We start from the raw sequence: 22,907 nt of genomic DNA, 5'->3' as shown, positions 1-22,907 counted from the left end.
TTACACGCTCAAACCGCCGAACAGCGTCGGCATGTCGAGTGGGCGGAAGCCATAGTGGTTCATCCAGCGGACATCGGCGTTGAAGAAGTCGCGCAGGTCGGGCATGCCGTATTTCAGCATGGCGATGCGGTCGAGGCCCATGCCCCAGGCAAAGCCCTGATATTCGTCGGGATCGAGGCCGCCGTAGCGCAGCACGTTCGGATGCACCATGCCGCAGCCGAGGATTTCCATCCAGTCGGTGCCCTCGCCGAACTTGACGATCGGACCGGAGCGGTCGCACTGGATATCGACCTCGAAGGACGGTTCCGTGAACGGGAAGAAGGATGGGCGGAAACGCATCGTCACATTGTCGACTTCGAAGAAGGTCTTGCAGAACTCTTCCAGCACCCAGCGGATATTGGCGACATTCGCCGTCCTGTCGATGACAAGGCCTTCGACCTGGTGGAACATTGGCGAATGCGTCGCGTCGCTGTCCTGACGATAGGTCTTGCCGGGAATGATGATACGGATCGGCGGGCTCGAGGCTTCCATGGTGCGGATCTGCACCGGCGAGGTGTGCGTGCGCAGCACCTTGCGCTCACCCTTTTCGTCCGGCTGGAAGAAGAAGGTGTCGTGCATCTCGCGGGCCGGGTGCCCTTCGGGGAAGTTCAGCGCCGTAAAGTTATAGTAATCGGTCTCGACATCAGGACCTTCGGCAATCGAGAAGCCCATGTCGCCGAAGATGGCGGTGATCTCGTCGACGATCTGGCTGATCGGATGGATGCGGCCGCGTTCGGCCGGTGAGGAGCGCACCGGCAGGCTGACGTCCAGCGTCTCCGCCTTGAGCTTGGCCTCGATCGCGGCATCGCGCAGGGCACCCTTGCGGGCGTTGATGGCGTCGGTTACCGAATTCTTCAGCGCATTGATCGCCGCACCGCGCGTCTGCCGCTCTTCCGGCGACATTGAGCCCAGCGTCTTCAACAGTTCCGAAACCGAGCCCTTCTTGCCGAGAGCGGACACCCTGACGGCTTCGATCGCCTGCTCGTCCGTGGCAGCGGCCACGTCGGCCATGAGTTGGGTTTCAAGAGTATCGAGTTCCGTCATCTTGTCCTGCCTTGCGGAGGGCGGGCTCACCGCGCCGCTATTCCGCAGAATAATTGGTGAACACATACATCAGATAGCTGGTGGCAACGATGAAGCGCTGCAGATCACTACCCATGTGCACGCGGCCAATCAACCGGGCAAATGACAAAAACGCGCTGAGAATGCGGGTCATGTGCCGAAGTTCGGCCACCGCCAGCAGCGGGCATGCTTTGATCTGGCCAATAGGCTCGATCGCGCCTGCTGCAAAACGCAAAACCCGCGCCGGTTTGCCGACGCGGGTTTGCAATGAATTCACGACCTACGTGCGAAGCGGCGTTAGCTTACAACAGCTTCGAATTCGTTCGTCGTGCCGGCGTCCTTGAGGTATTCGAGGGCCTTCTTGGAGGCGACGACGAGCGCGCCGAAGGCTTCCGGCTCATGGATCGCCATGTCGGAGAGAACCTTGCGGTCGACTTCGATGCCAGCCTTGTTCAGGCCGTCGATGAAGCGGCCATAGGTCAGGCCGAATTCGCGGACGGCAGCGTTGATGCGCTGGATCCAGAGGGCGCGGAAATTGCGCTTGTTGACCTTGCGGTCGCGGTAAGCGTACTGCTTGGAACGGTCGACGGCGGCCTTGGCGGTACGGATGGTGTTCTTGCGGCGGCCATAGAAGCCCTTGGCCTGCTTCAGAACCTTCTTGTGCTTGGCGTGGGCGGTAACGCCTCTTTTTACGCGTGCCATTTCATGATCTCCTTAGTCTATAGCGTTACGAATAGTCTTAGAGACCGTTCGGCAAGTAGTTCTTGACAACCTTACGGCCATCCGGTTCGGCGAGAACCATGGTGCCGCGGGCGTCGCGAATGAACTTGTTGGTACGCTTGATCATGCCGTGGCGCTTGCCAGCAGCGGCTGCCTTGACCTTGCCGGACGCGGTGATCTTGAACCGCTTCTTGGCAGACGACTTCGTCTTCATCTTGGGCATTTTGCTACTCCTTCGATGCTTCCTGGCGCGCTTTGCTAAAAACCCTTCCCACAGATCCGGCTAGGCCGGGCTGCAACAAGGTGCCGGAGCGTTTGTTGTTGAACGGCTGAAACGGTGATGAACCGCTCCGCCAGCATTCTGAACTGCCACGGCATGCCCTGCCGGTCAGTTCGGACGCGCGCTTATAACCGCAGTCGCCTGTAAGTGCAACGGGCACGGCGGCGATTCTTTTGCAGATCGATGACAGGTATCAACCTAATGCCACAAAAGGAAAAGCCGCCCAATCGGACGGCTCCGGCCTCTACCTCGCTCGCGCCTCACTTCGGCGCAAGCACCATCATCATCTGGCGACCTTCGAGCTTGGGCTCGGCCTCTACCTTGGCGATTTCGAGCGTATCTTCCTTGACCTGCTGGAGAAGCTTCATACCGAGTTCCTGGTGGGCCATTTCACGGCCGCGGAACTTCAAGGTCACCTTCACCTTGTCGCCTTCTTCGAAGAAACGACCGATGGCCTTCATCTTCACCTCGTAGTCATGGGTGTCGATGTTCGGACGCATCTTGATTTCTTTGACTTCGACGATCTTCTGCTTCTTGCGCGCCTCGGCGGCCTTCTTCTGGTTGGCGTATTTCAGCTTGCCCAGATCGAGGATCTTGCACACAGGCGGTTCAGCATTGGGGGAAATCTCTACCAGATCGAGACCGGCCTCCTCTGCCATTCTCAACGCCTGGTCGGTCGGGACGATGCCCATATTCGCGCCATCGGCAGCGATGAGCTGAACTTTGGGAATGCGAATTTCCCTGTTGGAACGTGGCCCGTCCTTTACGGGCGCATCGGTTTTAAAGGGTCTGCGAATGGTCGTACTCTCCACGAATTGTTTCGGATTTGCTGCAGCCTCTCGCTCCCGTCGGCGCAACTGACGGAAATGTCGTAAAAGCTGTGGCGAAGTCAATAGCATGCCGCCAGGAAAAAATCACCTCCCGCGTACCATTACTGTGCCGCGCAGCCGCAAGATGCGCAAAGGACACAGCAACATTGCAAAATAACGCACAAGCCTTCTTCAGAAATGGAAAGGATTTTTGCGGTTACCCGCATGCGAATCTGCTTTATAGAGCACAAAATTCCGGGAGTTTTCGATGTCCGAAGCCTTAGCCAATCTTGAGCCGACCTTTGTTGCCGTGGGCAATGCCGGAGATCAACGGCAGATTGCCCTGCAACTGCGCGCGGCCAGGAAGGGCGCAAAAGGCACGACGTTTATGTGGCTCTCCGGCTATCGTTCCGACATGAGCGGCACCAAGGCGCTGGAGCTCGATGCTCTGGCCGAACGGTTGGGCCTCGGCTGCATTCGCTTCGATTATTCTGGCCATGGTCAATCCGGCGGCGTCTTCACCGAAGGTACGATTTCGCGCTGGTTGGAAGAGGCGCTCGCCGTCGTCGACTATGCCAAGCCGAAGCGCATCGTCCTCGTCGGCTCGTCCATGGGCGGCTGGATCGCGCTGAGGCTCATCCAGGAACTGCGCAGGCGAAAGAAGGCTCCGGTCATTCAGGGCCTCGTGCTGATCGCTCCCGCTCCGGACTTCACCATCGAGCTCATCGAGCCGAACCTTTCCGACGTCGAGCGGAAATCGCTTGCCGAACGCGGTTATTTCGAAGAGCCCTCGGAGTATAGTCCCGAGCCGAACATCTTCACTCGCGCACTCATCGAAGACGGCCGCGCCAACCGGGTCCTGCGCGGCATCATCGAAACCGGCTGCCCGGTTCATATCCTGCAGGGCATGCAGGATGAGGACGTGCCCTTTGCACATTCGTTAAAATTGGTCGAACATTTGCCGGCCGACGATGTCGTGTTAACACTCGTGCGCGATGGCGATCACCGGCTGTCCCGACCGCAGGACATCGAGCGCATTTTGACTGCAGCAGAGACGCTCGCGCTCCACAAGCATCCATAAAAACATAGAGATAGCTCTTGAGAGAACCCGCCGCCCGCGGGGTAGAATTCGCATGCGTGCGGTAATCATAAGAAGCATTGAATTGTGGCAGCTAGCCCTTTGATTGTACCGAAATTAACCATAAAGGCTGGTTCCCCTGTTAACACTTAAGTAACGATTGACTTGGCGCGCCCCCTTACATTAACAATTTGTTAACAAATGCAGGGACGATACAAGGAAAGTGGGCGTGCGTATCAAGGGCGTATTCGTTGCCTTCGCAGCTATAGTTGCGATGTCGTCGTCGGCCATGCCGGCCCCCCAGAACACCGCATCGATGACCATCGGCGGCGTCACATCGCAGCCGATCGGGCATTATGAATTTTGCGAGCGTCACACCGACGAATGCGGTCCGACGCGCAATGCCGGTCCGGTCGATATGAACGCTGCCACCTGGTCGCTGGTCACCCAGATCAACCTGCGCGTCAACAAGACCATCACGCCTGCCACCGACATGGAAGTCTACGGCCAGGAAGAATATTGGGAATATCCGAAGACGGCCGGCGATTGCGAGGATTTCGCGCTCCTGAAGCGCAAGCTTCTGATGCAGAAGGGAGTTTCCGCCGCCAACCTTCTGATGACGGTCGTGCGCAAACCGGATGGCGAGGGTCATGCCGTGCTGACCTTGCGCACCCAGCAGGGCGACTACATTCTCGACAATCTCGATGACGAGGTGAAGGTCTGGTACAAGACCCCCTATTCCTACCTGAAGCGTCAGGCGAGCTATAATGCCGGCCGCTGGGTCACCATCGAGAACGGCAACGATGTCCTCGTCGGCGCTGTCAAGTAAACATCTAGGACCAGATGCGATATCAAAGGCCGGCAAAATCGCCGGCCTTTTTCTATCCGAAATTTTTAGAACGGTCCTTGCCGTTTAGGCATGGACAAATCGATCGTACCACTCGTTAGTGGTTCTTATGGCTCTGCTGACCAGCCTTGACATGCTGCTCATGGGTGCCGCCGCGCGTACCGCCCGATTGCTCCTGGCGCGAGCCGGAAGACGACGCATTGCGAGTCTTGTCATCCGTGTTCTTATGGCTCTGCTGGCCGGCCTTAACGTGCTGTTCGTGGGTTCCACCTTGGTTTGCCATTGGATTATCTCCTTAGGTTTGCAGACGAGGCCAAGAGCGGCCTCGCAGTGGTAACCAGTGGCATCCAGGAGCGTTCCGAATTTTAACATTTCGTGATGATGAGCCATCCTCCTCCTGAAGACGGGATAGGACACCGCCTATGCCGCACCTGCCAGCCCTACGCTTGGGCTCAGGGCGTTCGATGCTCGAAACGATTCACTGGATCGTTTCCTCGGCTTCGCCGAGCGCCTCTCACCCGTTTCCGATCAATATGCCCGCAGCGAGCACCAGCGAGCCGCCGACGACGACCTGGAAGGCGGCGCGCAGAAACGGCGTCTCCATATATTTGTTCTGAATGAAGGCGATCGCCCAAAGCTCGAAGAAGACAACGATGGCGGCGGTGATGGTGGCCGTCCAGAAATCGGGAATGAGGTAGGGAAGCGCGTGCCCCAATCCGCCGAGCGCCGTCATGACACCGCAGGCAAGACCGCGCTTGATCGGCGAGCCGCGGCCGGAAATCTTGCCGTCATCATGGGCAGCTTCCGTGAAGCCCATGGAAATGCCGGCGCCGACGGAAGCCGATAGGCCGACGAGGAAGGTCTGCCATGTCTGCTGCGTCGCAAAGGCGGCAGCGAAGATCGGCGCAAGCGTCGAAACGGAGCCGTCCATCAGGCCGGCAAGGCCCGGCTGCACATAGGTCAGCACGAATTTGCGGCGGGCATTCGCGTCCTCTTCTTCCTTCACGGATTGCGGCGTGTGCTTGTCGCCGAGCATGCGGGCGATGTCTTCATGCCCTTGTTCCGCCAATGCCAGATCGCCAAGAAGCTGCCGCGTCGAGGCATCGGAAACCCGCTTGCCCGCCTCGACGTAAAAATTATAGGCCTGCTGCTCCATACCCTCGGCTTCGGAACGGATGGCTTCCAGCGACAGGTTCTTGCGCAGCCAATCCGGCTTGCGTTCATAAAAACCGCTGACATGTTCGCGCCGGATCAGCGGGATGCGCTCGCCGAAACGCTTGCGGTGCATGTCGATCAGCGTCCTGCGATGCAAGTCCTCGACTTCGGCCATGTCCTCGAAGACCTTGGCGGAATCGGGATAATTGGCTCTCAGGATATCGGCATAGGCAAGATAGATGCGCGCATCGTCCTCTTCCGAGGCGATGGCAATGGCGAGAATTTCCTGTTCGGTCAAAGAGGCAAAGGAACGTTTGGGCGAGCGGAAAAACCCGAGCAACATTTAGAATCTCCATTTTTAGAATTATTCTAAGCTAAAGTGGACAAACATGCAGGTCAAGGCCCAAGGCATTATCCCAGCGGTTGGGATACGCTTTTTGGACGGGACCATCCCAAGCGAACTGCTGTGTCTTTGACAGATTGCCGCAACGACGGGATGACACCTTGGTTGCGCCATGAAAATGCATAGATAAGGATCGACAACGCCGTATTTGCGCCAAGTGCTGCGCGGCGGCAGGAGCATGAGATGAACAGTGACATACAAGGCCGCGCCGCTCACCTAGCCGGCATTCGCGAGAAGGCCGAAGCCGAGATGGCCGGCATGGGCATCGATGCAGCCTTCATCGATAGGCTTGTCGATACTTTCTACGGCCGCATTCAGGCGCATCCCAGACTCGGACCGGTTTTTGACGGACGTCTTGCCGGTCGGTGGCCGGACCATATGGAGAAGATGAAACGCTTCTGGTCGTCGGTCGCTTTCAAGAACGGCGCTTATGGCGGCAAGCCGGTGCAGGCGCATCTCGGCGTCGAAGGCATCGTGCCCGATCTCTTTCCGGAATGGCTGGCTCTGTTTTCCGAAACGCTTGCCGACATAGCGCCCTCCGATGACGCCAAGGCATGGTTCATGGCGACGGCCGAGCGCATCGCCAAGAGCCTGACGCTGTCGCTCTTTTATAATCCAGCGATGGATGATCCGGTGGGGAAGACCGGTTAAGGCAAGTTGGGCGCAATGTGCGGTTCGATGGTTGAGGCTACCGACGATATGCCGTGAACCGCCGTTCGTGGTGTACAAATTGCATATTTCCTCCTTAGGCAGATAAAAATTCTGGAAATATTGGTGTCCCGACAGTCATAATGGAAATCTCCGCCGAATTATTGAGGTCGGTGGTTCTTCCGCGACTATCGCAAGGGATTTAAGATAAATTATCATGAGGGCCAGATCTTCGGAAATGATGGGCTCGTTAGCAAAACTTCGAAATCACGCATGAAGCATCGCCCCGTCGTTCTCTCTATTTCTCTCGTTATTGTCGTCATCATCATGAGCTCATTCGTCAGCCGCTCTGCTTTGGGGCTGGTCGTTAGAGCTTGCGAGGTTAATTCTACACTGACAGGATCGCCGTATCCGTGCCTCAAAATAGTTCGGGCTCAGGATCCGTTGTCTTCCTACGCCGTTCTTCGCGAGCCGACCGACAAAGAGCGAACCATTCTTGCGCCGCTCGCCGATGTATCCGGCATCGAAGACCCTCGCCTTCTGGCGGAGGGGGCGCCGAACTATTTTGACGCAGCGTGGAGAGAGCGATCAGCCGAAATAGGCCCACGCGCCCAGAAGGGTTCGCCACAGGATTTTGCACTGGCGATAAACGCCGCAAGTTGGCGCACACAAGATCGGCTTCATATCCACATGGGATGTGAGACGCCTCGCTTTCGCGCTCTGCTAAAGACCCATGCGGCAGAGATTGGCAGCTTTCGGTTTACAAAGTTGAGGACCAATGTCGGTTGGTGGGCAACATTCCGTGCGGCCGATGACCTCTCAAATTTGAACCCGTTGAAGCTTGTCGCAGACGGTGTTGATGGAGCCCGCTCAAATATGAAAAACTTGGTGGTTGGCGTCTTTGGCTCGACATTGCCGGACGGGCAACATGGCTTCTATATTCTCGCGAGAATAATGGGAGCAAACAAATCGCGCGGATCCGCGGAGGATATGATTGATCCTAAATGTGCACCCGATGATTTAGCACAGCAGCGTGGATGAGGGCTCATGTTGGGTTTCGAGTTTGCGGGGATACATGCACGCGCCCGCAAACTCAAAATCTGGTGATCCGACGACAAAACCTCGGACTCGCCGCCAATCAGCCCTTCGCTGCGAAAATGGTTGCCCCGATGCTTGCGGCAACGACGAGCGCCGTGCCGAACATCTGCGATGGCGTCATCGGCTGCGATAGGATGACGAAGCCGGCAACGGCAGCGATGGCGGGCTCCAGGCTCATGAGGATGCCGAAAGATGACGTGGGCATGCGCCGCAGAGCCACCATTTCCAGCACATAGGGAAGGAGCGGAACGAGCAGCGCCAAGCCCGCCATTTCGAGGATGCCAGACGCCGTCAGATGTGGGACGGCCGAGGCAAAACCGAAGGGCGTCGAAACAACCGCTGCGACCAGCAGCGACATGGCAAGTCCTTCCAGACCCTTGAAGGCTTTACCGACCCTCTTCGTCAACAGAATGTAGCAAGCCCACCCCACCCCGGCGCCGCAGGCAAAGAGGATGCCCGGCAGATTGCCGACCCATTCCTCACCGTTATAGGCGAGTAGCAGAACGCCGATACCGGCGAAGACGGGCCAGAGAAGCTGACGGCTCAGCCCGAAGCCGAGGGTCGCGACAAGCAGAGGCCCGAGAAAATCTATGGCAACGGCAAGACCCAATGGAATGCGCGCAATCGCCGAGAAGAAGGAAGCCGTCATCAACGCCGATACGGTGCCGAGTGCCAGCACGCTGATCCATTGCGAGCGGCTGTAGCTCATGATCTTCGGCCGGACGATGATCGCCAATGCGGCGGACGCGAAGACGAGCCGAAGCCATGTGGCGCCGACCGGCCCGTAGGCGTTGATAATCGGTGACGACAAGGCCGAGCCGAATTGGATGCAGCACATGGACATCACGCACATGAGCACTCCGGCGGCAATACCGCCGGAGGATGGCGCAACGTCCGGATGCGGCATCAGCGCCGCGCCGCCATCCGTACCACTTTCGATAAGCTGCTGGTTCATGACCTCTCCCGCTAGGCGGGTTTTTTAGAGGTCTAACTTCGCGCTGGCAAATTCAAACTTTTCATTCAGCGATCAGGCGCTTTGATGCAAGACCTTTTCAGGCTTCGAGGCCCATCAGCACATTGGCGACGTTCAGGCCGATCTCAGGCACGCCGTAACCGCCTTCCATGCAGGTCAGAACCGGCAGGCCGGCTCCGGCTATGAGCTTGCCCATGCGGATGAAATCCTTCGAAGTCAGCTTGAAGAAGGAGATCGGGTCGCGCTCGAACGTATCGACGCCAAGCGAAAGCACGATGGCCTCCGCGCCGAAATCCTTGATGCGGCCGAGAGCATCGGCAAGCGCAGCCGACCATTGTTCCCAGCGCATGCCGCGCGGCATCGGATAGTTGCGGTTCGAACCCAGCCCCTCGTCTTCGCCCTCCTCGTCGGCATGGCCGAGGAAATAGGGGAAGGCATGGATGGGATCGCCATGCAGCGACGCGGTAAAGACATCGCCACGCCGATAGAAGATGTCCTGCGTGCCGTTGCCATGATGGAAATCGACATCGAGCACGGCCACTTTCTTCGCGCCATGATCGCGCAGCCGCTGTGCGGCGACGGCGGCATTGTTGATGAAGCAATAGCCGCCGAAGAGATCGAAGCCGGCATGATGGCCGGGCGGGCGGCAGAGCGCGAAGGCAAAGCGATTGCCGGCATGGAGCCAATCGGCGCCCGTCAATGCGCAGCGCATCGAAGCAACGGCCGCCTCGTAGGAGCCCTTGGTGATCGAGGTATCGGCAGCGTTGGCATAATGGCCGATCATGCCGACGATGTTTTCCGGTACGCGCTGGCTGGTGCGCCGCACTGGAAAGGAATTGGCGATCGCCTCCCCCTTATAGCCTGCCGCAACCCAGCGCTCCCAGACCGTTGCGAGGAAATCGAGATAGGCCGGATCATGCACCTTGCTTGTCGTTTCCAGCCCATACGCCTCGGGCGCGACGACATCGGTAAAACCTGCCTCCTTTACCGCCGCCAAGATCCATTCGGCGCGAAACGGCGCTTCGAAAGGCTTCACGAGCTGGCCGTCATGCAGCTCTGTCTTGGCGTCCCTCAGCTTGTGGTCTTCCGAATAGATGACGCGCATGGCAGCCTCCTGTCGCCGGCTAAGTTTCTTCTTTGGTGCATAGGCTTACACGGGTTGAAGGACGGAAAAAAGAACCGCCTGCGCTCTTGATCGTCCGGAAAAACAACGCCACCTTCCGCAGGCCTTTCAGTCAACTGGGAGATTCGCGCCGCATGAAAGTTCTGATGGTGGATGTCGACGGCGTGCTGGTGCATGGCCGACCCGGCGATGGCCTGCATTACTGCACCTATCTGGAACGCGATCTCGGTCTCAGGCGTGATGTGCTTCAGGAAGAATTCTTCCGGAAAGACCATTGGAACGATGTCGTGACCGGCCGCGACAATCTCGAACCCCGGCTCGCCAGCGTTCTGCAGAAGATCGCACCGGGGCTCAGCGCCGCAACGCTGATCGACTATTGGTTCTCGAATGATTCCGGCCTGAACCGGACCCTGCTCGCCGATCTCGCCGCACTCAGGGCAAAGGGCATTCCGATGTACCTGGCGACCAACCAGGAGCATCGCCGCGCCGCCTATCTGATGGAAACGCTTGAACTCTCCTCCTATTTCGACGGTATCTTCTATTCCGCCATGCTCGGCTACCAGAAGCCCGCGCCCGAATTCTTCCGCCTGGCGACCGAGCGCGTCGGCATTGCGCCGAACGAGATCGCCTTCATCGACGACTACCCGGCCAACATCGAGGCCGCGCGGCAATTCGGCTGGAAGGCGATGCATTGGGCGCCGGGTTCCAGGCTGGAAGATGCCCTTGCGGTATTTTCACAGTGACGATGCCGATCGCGCTCAAGCCGCGATGCGCTTGTAAAAGATGGTCGTGTCGCAGGGCCCGCCCTCGGGCCACATGGCGTAATCGGGGATGACGCCGACCCGCTGCCAGCCGAGGCGCGGATAGATCGCTTCGGCGTCGCTACCGGTCGCGGTGTCGAGGACCAGCAAGGTCTTGCCAAATCTTACCGCCTCGCGTTCGGCCGCTTCCATCAGCAGCCGGGCAAGGCCCCTGCCACGGGCGCGGCGATGCACCAGCAATTTCTTCAGGTCGCCGCGATGCGGCTGATTCGGCATCTGCGCGGCGCCGACCTGGACGGTGCCGACGATTTTGCCTTCGATGGCGGCTACCAGCAACAAAGTCGCGCCGGTCTCGACGCTGTCGGCGACGCCCTGCCAATAGGGGGCGGCGTCACCAGGTCCATAGGGCTGCATGAAACCGACGGAAGCGCCGCCATTGACGCAATCGGCAAGCACCTCGCAGAGATCGGCACAGATGGCGCGGGCTTCGGATGAGGAAAGAAGACGAATATCGGGCATGAAAATATCCTTCGACTATGACCGGGGCCGATCGAGAACGACGCAATAGCGCGCCGGTTTGTCGCCCGGATTGTAAAACACGTGGCCGTCGCCGATGCCCATGAACAGGCAGTCGCCGGGCATCAGGTGATGCACGGTCTCGCCGACCGTCATTTCCATTTCGCCTTCGAACAGCCAGACATGCTGGCTCATCCCGCGGCTGGCGGTATTGGGCGGAAAACTGACGCGTGCGCCGGCAGGAAAGCTGACCTCGACAAGATCGACGGGCGACTGCGTGCCGGCCGGCGAGACCGCCCGGCGGACATAGCCGGTTTCCGGATCGCGCCAGACCGGCTGATCATTGCGGCGGGCGAGCGGCGATACCTCCTTTTCCTCCTCCGCGAAGAAGGCGGAGAGCGACAGTCCGAGCGCGGCGCAGAGCCGGGCAAGCAACGAAGCTGTCGGGCTCGCCTCGGCCCGTTCGATGCGCGAGATCATCGCGCGGCTGACGGCCGAGGCGGTCGCCAGTTCATCCAGCGTCAGGCCCCGAGCAATCCGCAACTGCCTGATGCGCGCGCCAATAGCACTCTCGAGATCCAGATCCATCATCTTCACCAAAATTCTATTATAAGAGAAATACACGATCGAATGATGAAATCAAGCCGGGCGATCCTCTGATCACGGCAGCGAACCCCAATGCTTGGGGCATGCGGATATCCCTAACAAAACCCTGCTTTTCCGCTTTGCGGCGCGGGGCGGCGCTGCTATATGGCGCGCATGAGCACCAATTCCACCACTCCGCTTTCGCATATCCGCAACTTCTCGATCGTGGCCCATATCGACCACGGCAAATCGACGCTGGCCGACCGCCTGATCCAGACGACGGGCGGCCTTGCCGAGCGCGAGATGTCGGAGCAGGTGCTGGACAATATGGAGATCGAGCGCGAGCGCGGCATCACCATCAAGGCCCAGACCGTGCGCCTGCACTACAAGGCGAACAACGGCGAGACCTATATTCTCAACCTGATCGACACGCCTGGACACGTCGACTTCGCCTATGAAGTCTCGCGCTCGCTGTCGGCCTGCGAAGGCTCGCTGCTGGTGGTCGACGCATCGCAGGGCGTCGAGGCGCAGACGCTCGCCAACGTCTATCAGGCGATCGACAACAATCACGAGCTCGTCACCGTTCTCAACAAGATCGACCTGCCGGCGGCCGAACCGGACCGCATCAAGGAACAGATCGAGGAAGTGATCGGCATCGACGCCTCCGACGCCGTGCTGATCTCGGCCAAGACCGGCCTCGGCATTCCCGACGTTCTCGAAGCCATCGTCCACAAACTGCCGGCGCCGAAGAGCGCAGGCGGGGAAAAGGCACCGCTGAAGGCGCTTCTGGTCGATAGCTGGTACGACACCTATCTCGGCGTCATGGTTCTCGTGCGCATCATCGACGGCACGCTGACCAAGGGCCAGACCATCCGTATGATGGGCACGGATGCAAAGTATCAGATCGAACGCGTCGGCGTGCTGACGCCGAAGATGGTCGCCGTCGACAGCCTCGGCCCTGGCGAGATCGGCTTCATCACCGCCTCGATCAAGGAAGTGGCCGACACCCGTGTCGGCGATACCATCACAGAAGACAAGCGCCCGACCGCCCAGCCGCTGCCGGGCTTCAAGCCGGCGCAGCCTGTGGTGTTCTGCGGCCTCTTCCCCGTCGATGCTGCTGACTTCGAAGACCTGCGCTCGGCCATGGGCAAGCTGCGCCTCAACGACGCCAGCTTCTCCTTCGAAATGGAATCCTCGGCCGCTCTCGGTTTCGGCTTCCGCTGCGGCTTCCTCGGCCTGCTGCATCTCGAAATCATCCAGGAACGCCTGGAGCGCGAATTCAATCTCGACCTGATCGCAACGGCTCCCTCGGTCGTCTATCAGCTCACCATGACCGACGGCACCGAGATCGAGCTGCACAACCCCGCCGACATGCCCGACGTCGTCAAGATTTCCGAATTCCGCGAACCCTGGATCAAGGCGACGATCCTGACGCCGGACGACTATCTCGGCTCGATCCTGAAGCTCTGCCAGGACCGCCGCGGCATCCAGACCGAGCTGACCTATGTCGGCAACCGCGCCATGATCACCTACGACCTGCCGCTCAACGAAGTGGTCTTCGACTTCTACGATCGCCTGAAGTCGATCTCCAAGGGCTATGCCTCCTTCGACTACAGCCTGACCGACTATCGCGAGAGCGATCTCGTCAAGATGTCGATCCTCGTCAATGCCGAGCCGGTGGATGCGCTCTCCATGCTGGTGCACCGCTCCGCCGCCGAAAAGCGCGGCCGAGTCATGTGCGAAAAGCTGAAGGACCTGATCCCGCAGCACATGTTCCAGATCCCAATCCAGGCCGCCATCGGCGGCCGCATCATCGCCCGCGAGACGGTGAAGGCGCTACGCAAGGACGTAACCGCCAAGTGCTACGGCGGCGACGCCACCCGCAAGCGCAAGCTGCTCGACAAGCAGAAGGAAGGCAAGAAGCGCATGCGGCAGTTCGGCAAGGTCGAAATCCCGCAGGAAGCGTTTATTGCTGCGCTGAAGATGGGGGATGAGTAAAGCTCTTCTGAATGGCGGATCGCACGTGTATAGATTGGGCATAATTTGAGGAACGCCTCACGGCCCAAACGACCCGCATAGCCGCCATTTTGTCTCTGGACGAGAAACTGCTTTCGGATGCCCGCGAACTGAAAATCAATATCGCGCGCGCTGCTGAAGACGGCATAGCGCGCGCCGTTAAGCCGAGCGCGAGCGCCTATGGCTGCAGGAAAACGCCGAGGCTATCGAACAAGCCAACAGCTACGTTGAAAAGCATGGCCTGCCGTTCGGAAAGTATCGGCAGTTCTGACGGCACGGTTTCGCAGCTAGAATTTATGCCTGCTCCCCATACTCCTTGATCAGTTCCTCATACTCATTCATCTCCGGAAGCGCGGCATAGCTGTGAACCGCTGGGGTTGTCGCCCAGGGCAATTTTTCTCTTGTCCAGGTCTCGACAAAAGGTGTGAACCAACTGGGATCGTCAAGCATGGTCGGGCGCAGGTTCACGAACCAGTCGAACCCTTCCAGGCGGGTGAACATCCAGCTCATGCAGTAGGGGCAGAAGTAATGCCTCAAATTTTCGTCGCGCATCCCGCCGATGACGGGCTCGCCTTGGGTGACTTCGAAGCCTTCGCTCGGGATCGCGACGCTCAGCGAATAGGCGCTGGAGGACATGCGCTGGCAGCCGGTGCAATGGCAGGCCATGGTCAAGAGCGGTTTGGCGCTGATCTTCAGTCGCACCTCCCCACAACGGCATCCGCCTTCCCAGGGTAATTCTGGCTGGGTCATGATCTCGCCTCCTCCGGTTTCCATGAAATCTAGCGGCCTTGACGCCGTTGTCAAAGCCATCGTCAACGACGCTCGACAGTCATAATCTGACATTGCCTGCCGCTTGTTTTCACGACACCATGGCAGTGTTCGGAGATCTCTCGATGTTGAAATCACGATCGATGGCCATCGCTTTCGCACTTATCGGCATGACAGCCGTCGCTCACGCCGATGATCACAGCCGGCTCTACCGCGCGCAGGCAATCGTCACCGGCACTGGCGCCGTCAATCGCGAACTCGGCTTCAAGGATTGCCTGGGTCGCGTGCTCGTCAGGGTTAGCGGCGATCAGCGTGTGACGACGGAGAATGCCTTTCAAGCGATGCTGCCGCGTGCCGGCTCCTTCGTCGCGACCTACAGCTACCACGATCGCCTGGAAGGTATCCCGATTCATGACGAGCAAGGCACCCACGACCGGCCGCAGGACCTCACTTGCATCTACATGCCCGATACGATCGATCAATTGCTGTCCACACTCGGGCGCAAGCCATGGCTGTCACCACGCCCGAAACTCGCGATTTTCCTGGTCGTGCGCGATGCGCGACGCGGTTTCGTGCTGAGCCGCGACAGTGACGAAAGCCCTTATATGATCGACGCTTTCGAAGCGGCCGCCAGACCGTTTGCCATGGCAATCATTGTGCCCAACAAGGCAATGCTGGTCAGCCGGGGCCTCACTGCAACCGCTTTGGCGGGGACGGCACAGCAAGAACTCGATACCTTGGCCAAGACCATCGGCGGCGATGTCGCCTTGGCGGGTTCGCTCGTTTGGAGCGACAGGGATCTCGGCTGGGTCGCCGATTGGTCGATGACGGAAAATGGAAAAATCCATCACTGGCGAATCCGCGGCGTCAGCTTCGATGACGCGTTTCGCAACGCTATAGCCGGGGCGGCACAGATCGCTTCCGGCAATGGAGAGCCACAATAGATGCGCTGGTCGGTTGAACGGCTCTATCTCTTTGTTTTCACGCAATTCCAGATGGAAAACCGCTACTCACTTTTCTTGGAAAAAGACGCATCCCGCAGCTTCGCCTCAATACCAATCGTCCGCACCCAGCCCCGCGCGATCGTCAGGCCGGCGATCTCAGCCGCCGGCGCATGCTGCGCGGCGATCTCGGCATAGCGCTCCAGCCAGCCGGGCTCATTGCGCTCGATCGACGTCTTGAACTCCGCCCGCCAGCCTTCGACGACGGCGGTATTGGCCTCGAAATGGAACTGCGTGCCGTAGGTGGCGCGGCCGATGCGGAAAGCCTGGTTGCCGGTCACCGCATTGGTCGCCAGGCGCACGGCGCCGGCCGGCAGCGAAAATGTGTCTGAATGCCATTGGAAGATGGTGAAATCCTCTCCAAGTTCGGACAGAAGCGGATCGCCCCTGCCTTCCTCGGTGATGCCGACCGTTTTCCAGCCGAATTCCTGGGCTGTCCCGATCAGGTTTTCGGCTTCATAAGCACGGGCGAGAAGCTGGCAGCCGAGGCAGATGCCGAGCACGGCCTTGTCGGCCTCTTCGAACCTGCGCATGAGCCTTGCCAGCTCCGGCAGATAGGGATGGGTCTCGTCGTCGCGGGCATTCTGCTCGCCGCCGAGCACCACCAGCGCATCATATGCCGCTGCATCCCTCGGAAGCCCCTCGCCGTCCCACGCGCGGAACCATTCGATCTCGGCTCCCGCTTCTTCCAGCGCGATGCCGAGGGCGCCAAGCGGCGTGTTCTTCATGTTTTCGACGACTGCGACCCGCATTCTCATGTTCCCCGAAATAATTCCGGCAAAGATGAGCATGAGCGGATCGACGGCGCAAGAGCCTGCCTTGCGGCCGATTAAAGTTGAGCCTAAATGTCAGCAAACAACAAGGAACCCGACGATGACCGACAAGCCGCGGATCACCATTCTCTATTGCACACAATGCAACTGGCTGCTGCGCGCCGGCTGGATGGCGCAGGAGCTGCTGCAAACCTTTAGCGACAGCGTAGGCGAAGTGGCGCTGATCCCCGGCACCGGCGGCAACTTCGAAATCCGTATCGACGGCGAGCTGCTATGGGAGCGCAAGCGCGACGGCGGCTTTCCCGGCCCGAAGGAGCTGAAGCAGCGGGTGCGCGATATCATCGATCCCGACCGCGATCTCGGCCATACGGACCGCGGATCGCTGGAGAGCTGACCGTAGCGCTCCCCGGCGCACCTTAGTGGCGCGCCGGCCGACATTGCACCGGCTGACATATCGAGAAGGCGCGGCCTGCCGGCGCGCCTTCTCTCCGTCACTTATCTTTCCTGCCGAGGCTGACCGTGCTGGTAGTTTGCCTGACGATAGAACCCGGCTGCTGCTTTACAGCGACGATCTTGCCCTTCTTGGGTTTTCGTGCTTCGCGATTACTTCTCAATTGACCCTTTGCCATTTTGGGCTCCTTGCTTCGCCGCGACCCTGTAGAAGCGGCGACACTTTAGGGACTGCCCAAGTCGCGAGAAAAGCAAGCGATTTATTTTCGCTTGCTCATATAGACAGGGCCTGCTGGATGCGCTCCGCGCTGAAACCGGCGCCAAAGGCGCTCCCGCTCACTCAATAATAGGGGGAGCGGCAGGTCTGAAAGCCGTGGTGAAGGGTGGTGTAGAGATTGGTGCCGGGATTGTAGGTCCGGTAATGTTCGGAGCACCACATCTGATGGCGGGTGCGATCGTTGACCGGCGCAGGATAGTTGGTTCTCGGCGGGACATTATTGCGCGGCTGGATGTAGACCCGCGGATTATCGAAGCGATTCCTCCTGTCGAGGCTTGGCGGCGTATAGGGAATGGGATAGCCAGGCGGACGATACCATTGCTGCGAGCCGAAGCCGAAACAGCCGCGATAATCGCAAACCGTAGGGCCGACAACGGGAGGCGGGAGGCCAATCTTCGGGCTGTTCGAGGCCGCATTGGCCAAATCCGGCAGCGACAGCAACAGGAAGCTGACGACGCAGCCGATTGCGATCTTGCCGAACACGGTCATGATGAACTCCTATTGCCGGTCGGTGGCGGCCCAACACCTCTTTTCCGATGGCTCCCATTATATTTGGGCTTGCACCCGAGGCAAAACCAGGGTCGCCAGGACAGATATCGGCCGCCATCGATCGGTTGATCCTTTTCCCCGCTTGTTCCATAAGAGGCGCAACCTTTCCGAGGAGATTGCACGTGAGCAGCTTGAAATTTGGAACCAGCGGCCTTCGCGGCCTGTCCGTCGATCTCATGGGGCGGGCGTCTGCCCTTTATGCCACGGCCTATGCCCGCCACCTGTTGAAAAGCGGCCATGCGCAGCCCGGCGATCTCATCCTGGTCGGCCGTGATTTTCGTGAGTCCAGCCCGGCGATCTCGGCCACCTGCATCGGCGCGCTGAAACGCGCCGGCCTGACGCCGGTCGATTGCGGCACGCTGCCGACCCCGGCGCTGGCGCTTTACGGGCTGGAGCTGAAGGCGGCTTCGCTGATGATCACCGGCTCGCATATTCCGGCCGACCGCAACGGCATCAAATTCTACCGACCTGACGGCGAGATCGACAAGCAGGACGAGCTGGCGATCAGCGCGGAAGCTGCCGCGATCGGCGACGCCGACCTCGACGAAACGCCCGGCGTCGGCGAAGACCGGTCCGCGGCGACCGAGGCGCTGTTCTTCGAGCGCAATATCGCCCTGCTACCCGCCAACAGCCTTACCGGCCTCACCATCGGCGTCTATCAGCACAGCACAGTGGCGCGCGACCTGCTCGGCCTGGTGCTCGCGCATTATGGTGCACGCGTCGTGCCCCTCGGCCGTTCCGAAAGCTTCATCCCGGTCGACACCGAAGCCGTCTCCGCCGAAACCATCCGCCTGCTGAAGGGCTGGGCGCCCGAGCATGGGCTGGATGCGATCGTCTCCGCCGATGGCGATGGCGACCGGCCGCTGGTTTCCGATGAAACCGGCGAACCGCTGCGCGGCGATCTGCTCGGCCTCATCGCCGCGAATTTCCTCGGCGCGGAAGTCGTGGTGACGCCCGTCACCTCCAATTCCGGCATTGAAGCCGCCGGTTCCTATGCCGTCACCCGCACCCGCGTCGGCTCGCCCTATGTCATCACCGGTATGGACGAGGCCTTAGCGGCCGGTAAAGGCAATGTCATGGGATTCGAGGCCAATGGCGGCACGCTGACGGCAAGCCGCTTCATCATCGAAGGCGAGCCGGTGCGCGCGCTTCCGACGCGCGACAGCTTCCTGCCGATCCTCGCGACGCTCTATGCCGCTGCGCGCGCAAAACAGCCGCTGTCGGCCGTTGCCGCCAACTACCGCCTGCCCTTTGCCGCCGCCGACCGGCTGGAGAATTTCCCGGTCGAAACCAGCGCGGCGCTGATGGCGTATCTGCGCGCCTCCGACGCCAATCTCGCCGGCTTCCTGGCGCCGGTCGCCGGGGTTGCATCAAAGAGCGATATCGACGGGCTACGGGTGACGCTGACCGATGGCCGAATCATCCATTTCCGCCCCTCCGGCAATGCGCCGGAGATGCGCTGCTATGTCGAAGCAGCAGATGAAAACGAAGCAAAGGCCTTGCTGAAACAGGGACTTGACCTCATCCGCGCTTGGGCGGCGGCCCGGGGTTAACCCGGGCTTCAACCGCTTTTTTTGAGATTGCCACGAAAACTTCAAAAACCCTGTTGACACCGGAGAGCCACCCCCTTACATGCGTGTCCGTCGCCCAGATGGCGGAATTGGTAGACGCGCCAGCTTCAGGTGCTGGTACCCGAAAGGGTGTGGAGGTTCGAGTCCTCTTCTGGGCACCATTCCATTTTGATCACTGCCAAGATCAAAGAGTTAGATTTCCTGAAAAGTTGGGCGTTTAGTGCCTTTGACATAGGATCGTAGCGATGCGCTTGCGGCCTGCCGTGCGGTGGCTTCGAAGGGTACTCCTCAATCCTGCACCTGGGACCATAGCCAATCCTGGAGCTTGTCGACCGCTTCCGACCTCCGATATCGCGGTTTCACGAGATAGAAGCCAGCCCGCGCGCGAAGCACACCGTTGATGATCTGCCTGAGCCTGCCCGCTTCGATGTCCGTCGATACGAAAGCGCGGGTGGCCATGGCTATGCCCTGCCCTGCGATGGCAGCTTCGATCGCGTGCGAGGTCTGCGAGAAGCTGATGCCTCGAAACAGCGCCGGATCGCCGCCGCCAAGAAACCTGTCGATATACTCCGGCCAGAAATTATGGGCGTCGTGAAGAAGGGTATAGCGCGTAAGTTCTTCTGCATTCCGTGGTTCACTGCCTTCGGAAACAAGGCCCGGATTGCAGACCGGAATGATTTCCTGCTCGAATAACAACTCGGCGGCAAGACCAGGGCCAAAGGGTGGTGCCCCGTATCGAATCGCTAGATCAACGCCGTCTGTCTGGAAGCTGGAGATACGATCTGTGGCTAGGATGTGCAGGTCGAGGCCAGGATGCTTCGCCGTAAAGTCCGGCAGGCGGGGGATCAGCCATTTCGAGGCGAAGGTTGGCGTCGTGCTGACCGTCAGTTTGACCGGTTGCGGCTTCAGATTCGCCGTCGCTGCGGACAGCAGTTCGAACGCACGTCGAACGTCGGCAACGTAGGTCCGTCCTTCACCCGTCAGAGCCAATGATTTTGGCAGACGCTCGAACAACGCCACCCCAAGTTCCGCCTCCAGTCCTCGTATGTGCTGAGCAACAGCTCCTTGCGTCACGCCGAGTTCCTCCGCCGCGAGCCGGAAGTTGAGGTGTCGGGCTGCAACTTCGAAGGCCTTGAGGGCGTTAAGGGACGGAAGATTTCCGATGGGCATGAACATTCGATAGTTTTTCTACAGGGAAATTTGAGGAAAACTGGTTCGCTCTCGCTTAAAGCCCATGGTATTCGAATGCATGAGGCCCGGCAACCGGGATGAAATCGAAGAAGGATGTCGGCTATGGCAGTAGAAAAGGTGGCAATTGTCACGGCTGGCGGCAGTGGCATGGGCGCCGAGGCGGCGAAGCGCCTGGCGGCCGATGGCTACAAAGTTGCGATCCTGTCCTCGTCCGGCAAGGGCGAGGCGCTCGCCAAGGAACTAGGCGGCATCGGCATTACCGGATCGAATCAATCCAACGACGATCTCAAGCGCTTGGTCGACGCCACTGTGGAGAAGTGGGGTCGGATCGACGCCCTCGTCAACAGCGCGGGCCACGGTCCCCGCGCGCCGATCACCGAGATTACGGACGAACAATGGCATACTGGCCTCGACGTCTATTTGATGAACGTCATCCGTCCCGTTCGGCTGGTAACGCCGATCATGCAGGCGCAGAAGTCGGGCGCGATCGTGAATATCTCGACCGCCTGGGTGTTCGAACCGTCTTCGATGTTCCCCACGTCGGCAGTCTTCCGCGCGGGGCTGGCGTCCTACACCAAGATTTACGCTGATACCTATGCGGGCGACGGCATCCGCATCAACAATGTGCTGCCGGGCTGGATCGATAGCCTGCCCGCGACGGAGGAGCGCCGCGACAGCGTTCCGATGAAGCGCTACGGCACAAGCGCCGAAGTGGCCGCGACGATCTCCTTTCTCGTGTCGGACGGAGCAGGCTACATTACGGGACAGAACCTCAAGGTCGACGGTGGCCTTACCCGGTCTGTCTGACCTGAACGGCTCAAGCGTCGAGGAGAACAGGAATGTCAGGTTACTGGATCGTCAAGGGCGGCGAAATTCAAGACGCCGAGGCACTCAAGACCTACGGCGAAATGTTTGCCGCGATCGCCAAGCGCTACCGTGTCGAGATCATCGCCGGCCGAGGAGCGGTCGAGACCGTCGAAGGGAAGCATGCCCCGCGCCAGTTGATCCTGCGCTTCGACAGCTATGAGGCCGCCAAGGCCTGCTATCATGATCCCGAGTATCAGGCCTCCCTCGAGTTCGCCGCTCGCGCCTATTCCCGTGAACTGTCCATCCTCGAAGGGTCTGACGAGGTAACCCGGTGAATCTCTCCGGGATCGATGCGGCTGCTTGGGCAGAACTTGAAGTCTCAGCGACCGGTTCGCAGTCCGGCTTTCGCTACGTGAACCTGTGTTCGGTGGATGCTTTCGGCCGACCGCAGGCCCGTATGGTCGTGCTGCGGCGGGCGGACGGAGCACGGCGTCTGATGGAAATTCACACGGATATCAGAAGCGCCAAGTGGCAAGAAATATGCGCCAAACCTGCGGTCACGATCCTCGGCTTTAGTGAGCAGTCACGATTGCAGCTTCGCTTTCAGGGGTCAGCGGAACTTCATGGACCGGGGAGTGAACTTGCGAACGAGGCTTGGGATCGCCTTTCGCCTTGGACACGTAGCACCTACTCGGGCGGGCCGCCGGGTGAAAATGTCGGCGAGATATCGCCGACCGGGGAGACAAACGGGGACGCTGAAGGGCGAGCCTTCTTTGGCGTGCTGATATTTCAAGCCGAAACAATGGACTGGTTCCAGTTGCGGCAGGCCGAGAACCGCCGCGCCGTCTTCCGTTACGATGATCGGGGAGTTCCCGCGGACGCCAGATGGATCAATCCCTGAACGGGCCTGTCCTCAAACATCACCGCTATTCGCTCGGCTTAGCACCCACTCACTTGCGATTATGTCCCTTGCCCGTCGTCGAGACACAGCGCTGAACCTTGCAGCTCGGTTCGTCCGACGTCGGCACCGAGGCGCTCGACATGGTGCCGCGGTTTATGCAGGCGGCGGAGCTTGAGACGTAGCGATCGTACATCATCAGTTGGTTGACGCTGTGCGAGGGGTATCGCAGGACGATTTCGCCTTCTTCGACGATCTTGTTGTGAAGAGCCGAACAGGTCATGTTGTGGGTGTCATAGCGAGACATTGCCATTGCACTGGAGGCGGACAGCGTCAGTGCCACGAGCAAAATGATCTTTTTCATGGGGATTCCTCTTGTAGGGGACAGGCGTCGCTATCGGAAGGAACCCCATTATTCCGCATCTACTCAATCGTTTTCGTGACATTGCCATGCGTTGCCGGCAATGCAGCCAATCACGGCTGCGGCAATCACGACCCTGGACATCCTG

29 protein-coding genes, 1 tRNA gene and 1 pseudogene are annotated in these 22,907 nt (G+C 59.6%); 14 read left to right on the top strand and 17 right to left on the bottom strand.

The features are described 5' to 3' along the window. The 5 genes from pheS to infC all read right to left on the bottom strand — a co-directional run bounded on the left by pheS (position 1) and on the right by infC (position 2,898). Positions 1-1,083, bottom strand: coding sequence for a phenylalanine--tRNA ligase subunit alpha (gene pheS, locus K290_RS0105120; protein WP_028750886.1), 1,083 nt, complete (start codon positions 1,081-1,083; stop codon positions 1-3). A 37-nt stretch (positions 1,084-1,120) separates the two neighbouring features. After that, positions 1,121-1,378 (bottom strand): hypothetical protein, encoded by a 258-nt coding sequence (locus K290_RS37840; protein WP_037134992.1) that lies wholly within the window; start codon positions 1,376-1,378, stop codon positions 1,121-1,123. 20 nt (positions 1,379-1,398) lie between these two features. Beyond that, positions 1,399-1,803, bottom strand: a complete 405-nt coding sequence (gene rplT, locus K290_RS0105110; RefSeq protein ID WP_028750885.1) for a 50S ribosomal protein L20 — start codon at positions 1,801-1,803, stop codon at positions 1,399-1,401. 37 nt (positions 1,804-1,840) lie between these two features. Further along, a complete protein-coding gene (rpmI, locus tag K290_RS0105105) occupies positions 1,841-2,044 on the bottom strand; it encodes a 50S ribosomal protein L35 (RefSeq protein ID WP_028750884.1) in 204 nt (67 codons plus the stop codon). Between the two features lie 317 nt (positions 2,045-2,361). Continuing rightward, positions 2,362-2,898: a translation initiation factor IF-3 gene (infC, locus tag K290_RS0105100; RefSeq protein ID WP_028750883.1), complete on the bottom strand. Its 537-nt coding sequence runs from the start codon at positions 2,896-2,898 to the stop codon at positions 2,362-2,364. Positions 2,899-3,178: 280 nt separating this feature from the next. Here infC and K290_RS0105095 point away from each other — a divergent pair, with 280 nt between their 5' ends. Both K290_RS0105095 and K290_RS0105090 read left to right on the top strand, forming a co-directional pair. Further along, the gene (locus K290_RS0105095; RefSeq protein ID WP_028750882.1) at positions 3,179-3,991 is read left to right on the top strand and encodes an alpha/beta hydrolase; all 813 of its coding nucleotides are present in this window, start codon (positions 3,179-3,181) and stop codon (positions 3,989-3,991) included. Between the two features lie 226 nt (positions 3,992-4,217). Next, the gene (locus K290_RS0105090) at positions 4,218-4,817 is read left to right on the top strand and encodes a transglutaminase-like cysteine peptidase (RefSeq protein ID WP_028750881.1); all 600 of its coding nucleotides are present in this window, start codon (positions 4,218-4,220) and stop codon (positions 4,815-4,817) included. Between the two features lie 115 nt (positions 4,818-4,932). Here K290_RS0105090 and K290_RS0105085 read toward each other — a convergent pair whose 3' ends face one another. After that, positions 4,933-5,118: a hypothetical protein gene (locus tag K290_RS0105085; protein WP_028750880.1), complete on the bottom strand. Its 186-nt coding sequence runs from the start codon at positions 5,116-5,118 to the stop codon at positions 4,933-4,935. A gap of 231 nt (positions 5,119-5,349) precedes the next feature. Further along, the gene (gene mbfA, locus K290_RS0105080) at positions 5,350-6,333 is read right to left on the bottom strand and encodes an iron exporter MbfA (RefSeq protein ID WP_028750879.1); all 984 of its coding nucleotides are present in this window, start codon (positions 6,331-6,333) and stop codon (positions 5,350-5,352) included. Between the two features lie 243 nt (positions 6,334-6,576). Between mbfA and K290_RS0105075 the strand changes: the two genes are divergently transcribed. Both K290_RS0105075 and K290_RS0105070 read left to right on the top strand, forming a co-directional pair. Further along, positions 6,577-7,044 (top strand): group III truncated hemoglobin, encoded by a 468-nt coding sequence (locus K290_RS0105075; RefSeq protein ID WP_028750878.1) that lies wholly within the window; start codon positions 6,577-6,579, stop codon positions 7,042-7,044. A 270-nt stretch (positions 7,045-7,314) separates the two neighbouring features. Further along, entirely contained in the window at positions 7,315-8,082 is a 768-nt protein-coding gene (locus K290_RS0105070; RefSeq protein ID WP_028750877.1) for a CDP-diacylglycerol diphosphatase, read from the top strand. Between the two features lie 97 nt (positions 8,083-8,179). Here K290_RS0105070 and K290_RS0105065 read toward each other — a convergent pair whose 3' ends face one another. Then, a complete protein-coding gene (locus K290_RS0105065) occupies positions 8,180-9,094 on the bottom strand; it encodes an EamA family transporter (RefSeq protein ID WP_028750876.1) in 915 nt (304 codons plus the stop codon). A gap of 97 nt (positions 9,095-9,191) precedes the next feature. Next, a complete protein-coding gene (locus K290_RS0105060; protein WP_028750875.1) occupies positions 9,192-10,217 on the bottom strand; it encodes a histone deacetylase family protein in 1,026 nt (341 codons plus the stop codon). Positions 10,218-10,369: 152 nt separating this feature from the next. Between K290_RS0105060 and K290_RS0105055 the strand changes: the two genes are divergently transcribed. Further along, positions 10,370-10,978, top strand: a complete 609-nt coding sequence (locus K290_RS0105055; RefSeq protein ID WP_028750874.1) for an HAD-IA family hydrolase — start codon at positions 10,370-10,372, stop codon at positions 10,976-10,978. Positions 10,979-10,993: 15 nt separating this feature from the next. Here K290_RS0105055 and K290_RS0105050 read toward each other — a convergent pair whose 3' ends face one another. After that, complete coding sequence (locus K290_RS0105050) at positions 10,994-11,515, bottom strand: GNAT family N-acetyltransferase (RefSeq protein WP_028750873.1); 522 nt, start codon at positions 11,513-11,515, stop codon at positions 10,994-10,996. Between the two features lie 15 nt (positions 11,516-11,530). Continuing rightward, on the bottom strand, positions 11,531-12,100 hold the full coding sequence (locus K290_RS0105045; RefSeq protein WP_028750872.1) for a helix-turn-helix domain-containing protein: 570 nt from the start codon (positions 12,098-12,100) through the stop codon (positions 11,531-11,533). Between the two features lie 162 nt (positions 12,101-12,262). Between K290_RS0105045 and lepA the strand changes: the two genes are divergently transcribed. Together lepA and K290_RS36100 are read left to right on the top strand one after the other, a co-directional pair. Then, positions 12,263-14,095, top strand: a complete 1,833-nt coding sequence (lepA, locus tag K290_RS0105040) for a translation elongation factor 4 (protein ID WP_028750871.1) — start codon at positions 12,263-12,265, stop codon at positions 14,093-14,095. A gap of 77 nt (positions 14,096-14,172) precedes the next feature. Beyond that, positions 14,173-14,384: pseudogene (locus K290_RS36100) on the top strand (type II toxin-antitoxin system CcdA family antitoxin). A gap of 23 nt (positions 14,385-14,407) precedes the next feature. Here the strand turns inward: K290_RS36100 and K290_RS0105035 are convergent. Next, positions 14,408-14,863: a GFA family protein gene (locus K290_RS0105035; protein WP_028750870.1), complete on the bottom strand. Its 456-nt coding sequence runs from the start codon at positions 14,861-14,863 to the stop codon at positions 14,408-14,410. 143 nt (positions 14,864-15,006) lie between these two features. Here K290_RS0105035 and K290_RS0105030 point away from each other — a divergent pair, with 143 nt between their 5' ends. Beyond that, positions 15,007-15,825, top strand: coding sequence for a DUF2066 domain-containing protein (locus K290_RS0105030; protein WP_037134988.1), 819 nt, complete (start codon positions 15,007-15,009; stop codon positions 15,823-15,825). A 62-nt stretch (positions 15,826-15,887) separates the two neighbouring features. Here the strand turns inward: K290_RS0105030 and K290_RS0105025 are convergent, their stop codons facing one another. Next, positions 15,888-16,634 (bottom strand): type 1 glutamine amidotransferase, encoded by a 747-nt coding sequence (locus K290_RS0105025; protein WP_028750868.1) that lies wholly within the window; start codon positions 16,632-16,634, stop codon positions 15,888-15,890. 121 nt (positions 16,635-16,755) lie between these two features. Between K290_RS0105025 and K290_RS0105020 the strand changes: the two genes are divergently transcribed. Next, positions 16,756-17,049 carry an Rdx family protein gene (locus K290_RS0105020; protein ID WP_028750867.1) on the top strand — a complete coding sequence of 98 codons (294 nt, stop codon included), beginning with the start codon at positions 16,756-16,758 and terminating at the stop codon, positions 17,047-17,049. A 97-nt stretch (positions 17,050-17,146) separates the two neighbouring features. Here the strand turns inward: K290_RS0105020 and K290_RS37835 are convergent, their stop codons facing one another. Together K290_RS37835 and K290_RS0105015 are read right to left on the bottom strand one after the other, a co-directional pair. Next, complete coding sequence (locus K290_RS37835) at positions 17,147-17,284, bottom strand: hypothetical protein (RefSeq protein ID WP_172831062.1); 138 nt, start codon at positions 17,282-17,284, stop codon at positions 17,147-17,149. A gap of 161 nt (positions 17,285-17,445) precedes the next feature. Next, positions 17,446-17,871 carry a BA14K family protein gene (locus K290_RS0105015; protein WP_028750866.1) on the bottom strand — a complete coding sequence of 142 codons (426 nt, stop codon included), beginning with the start codon at positions 17,869-17,871 and terminating at the stop codon, positions 17,446-17,448. A gap of 191 nt (positions 17,872-18,062) precedes the next feature. Here K290_RS0105015 and K290_RS0105010 point away from each other — a divergent pair, with 191 nt between their 5' ends. After that, on the top strand, positions 18,063-19,484 hold the full coding sequence (locus K290_RS0105010) for a phosphomannomutase (protein WP_172831063.1): 1,422 nt from the start codon (positions 18,063-18,065) through the stop codon (positions 19,482-19,484). 92 nt (positions 19,485-19,576) lie between these two features. Next, a tRNA-Leu gene (locus K290_RS0105005) sits at positions 19,577-19,663 on the top strand. Between the two features lie 127 nt (positions 19,664-19,790). Here K290_RS0105005 and K290_RS0105000 read toward each other — a convergent pair. Then, the gene (locus K290_RS0105000; protein ID WP_028750864.1) at positions 19,791-20,678 is read right to left on the bottom strand and encodes a LysR substrate-binding domain-containing protein; all 888 of its coding nucleotides are present in this window, start codon (positions 20,676-20,678) and stop codon (positions 19,791-19,793) included. A 117-nt stretch (positions 20,679-20,795) separates the two neighbouring features. Here K290_RS0105000 and K290_RS0104995 point away from each other — a divergent pair, with 117 nt between their 5' ends. Genes K290_RS0104995 through K290_RS0104985 form a run of 3 tightly spaced genes read left to right on the top strand, consistent with a single transcriptional unit; the run spans position 20,796 to position 22,401 of the window. After that, positions 20,796-21,500 carry an SDR family oxidoreductase gene (locus K290_RS0104995; RefSeq protein ID WP_028750863.1) on the top strand — a complete coding sequence of 235 codons (705 nt, stop codon included), beginning with the start codon at positions 20,796-20,798 and terminating at the stop codon, positions 21,498-21,500. 32 nt (positions 21,501-21,532) lie between these two features. After that, a complete protein-coding gene (locus tag K290_RS0104990; protein WP_028750862.1) occupies positions 21,533-21,835 on the top strand; it encodes a DUF1330 domain-containing protein in 303 nt (100 codons plus the stop codon). After that, positions 21,832-22,401, top strand: coding sequence for a pyridoxamine 5'-phosphate oxidase family protein (locus K290_RS0104985; protein ID WP_028750861.1), 570 nt, complete (start codon positions 21,832-21,834; stop codon positions 22,399-22,401). Before K290_RS0104990 ends, K290_RS0104985 begins: the two co-directional genes overlap by 4 nt. Positions 22,402-22,450: 49 nt before the next feature. On the opposite strand, the gene K290_RS0104980 is transcribed toward K290_RS0104985, so the two are convergent. Beyond that, the gene (locus K290_RS0104980; RefSeq protein ID WP_028750860.1) at positions 22,451-22,762 is read right to left on the bottom strand and encodes a hypothetical protein; all 312 of its coding nucleotides are present in this window, start codon (positions 22,760-22,762) and stop codon (positions 22,451-22,453) included. Positions 22,763-22,907: the final 145 nt, after the last annotated feature.

The sequence above is a fragment of the Rhizobium leucaenae USDA 9039 genome (assembly GCF_000426285.1).
Taxonomy (GTDB): Bacteria; Pseudomonadota; Alphaproteobacteria; order Rhizobiales; family Rhizobiaceae; genus Rhizobium; species Rhizobium leucaenae.
This window is presented reverse-complemented; position numbering and strand designations above follow the sequence as displayed.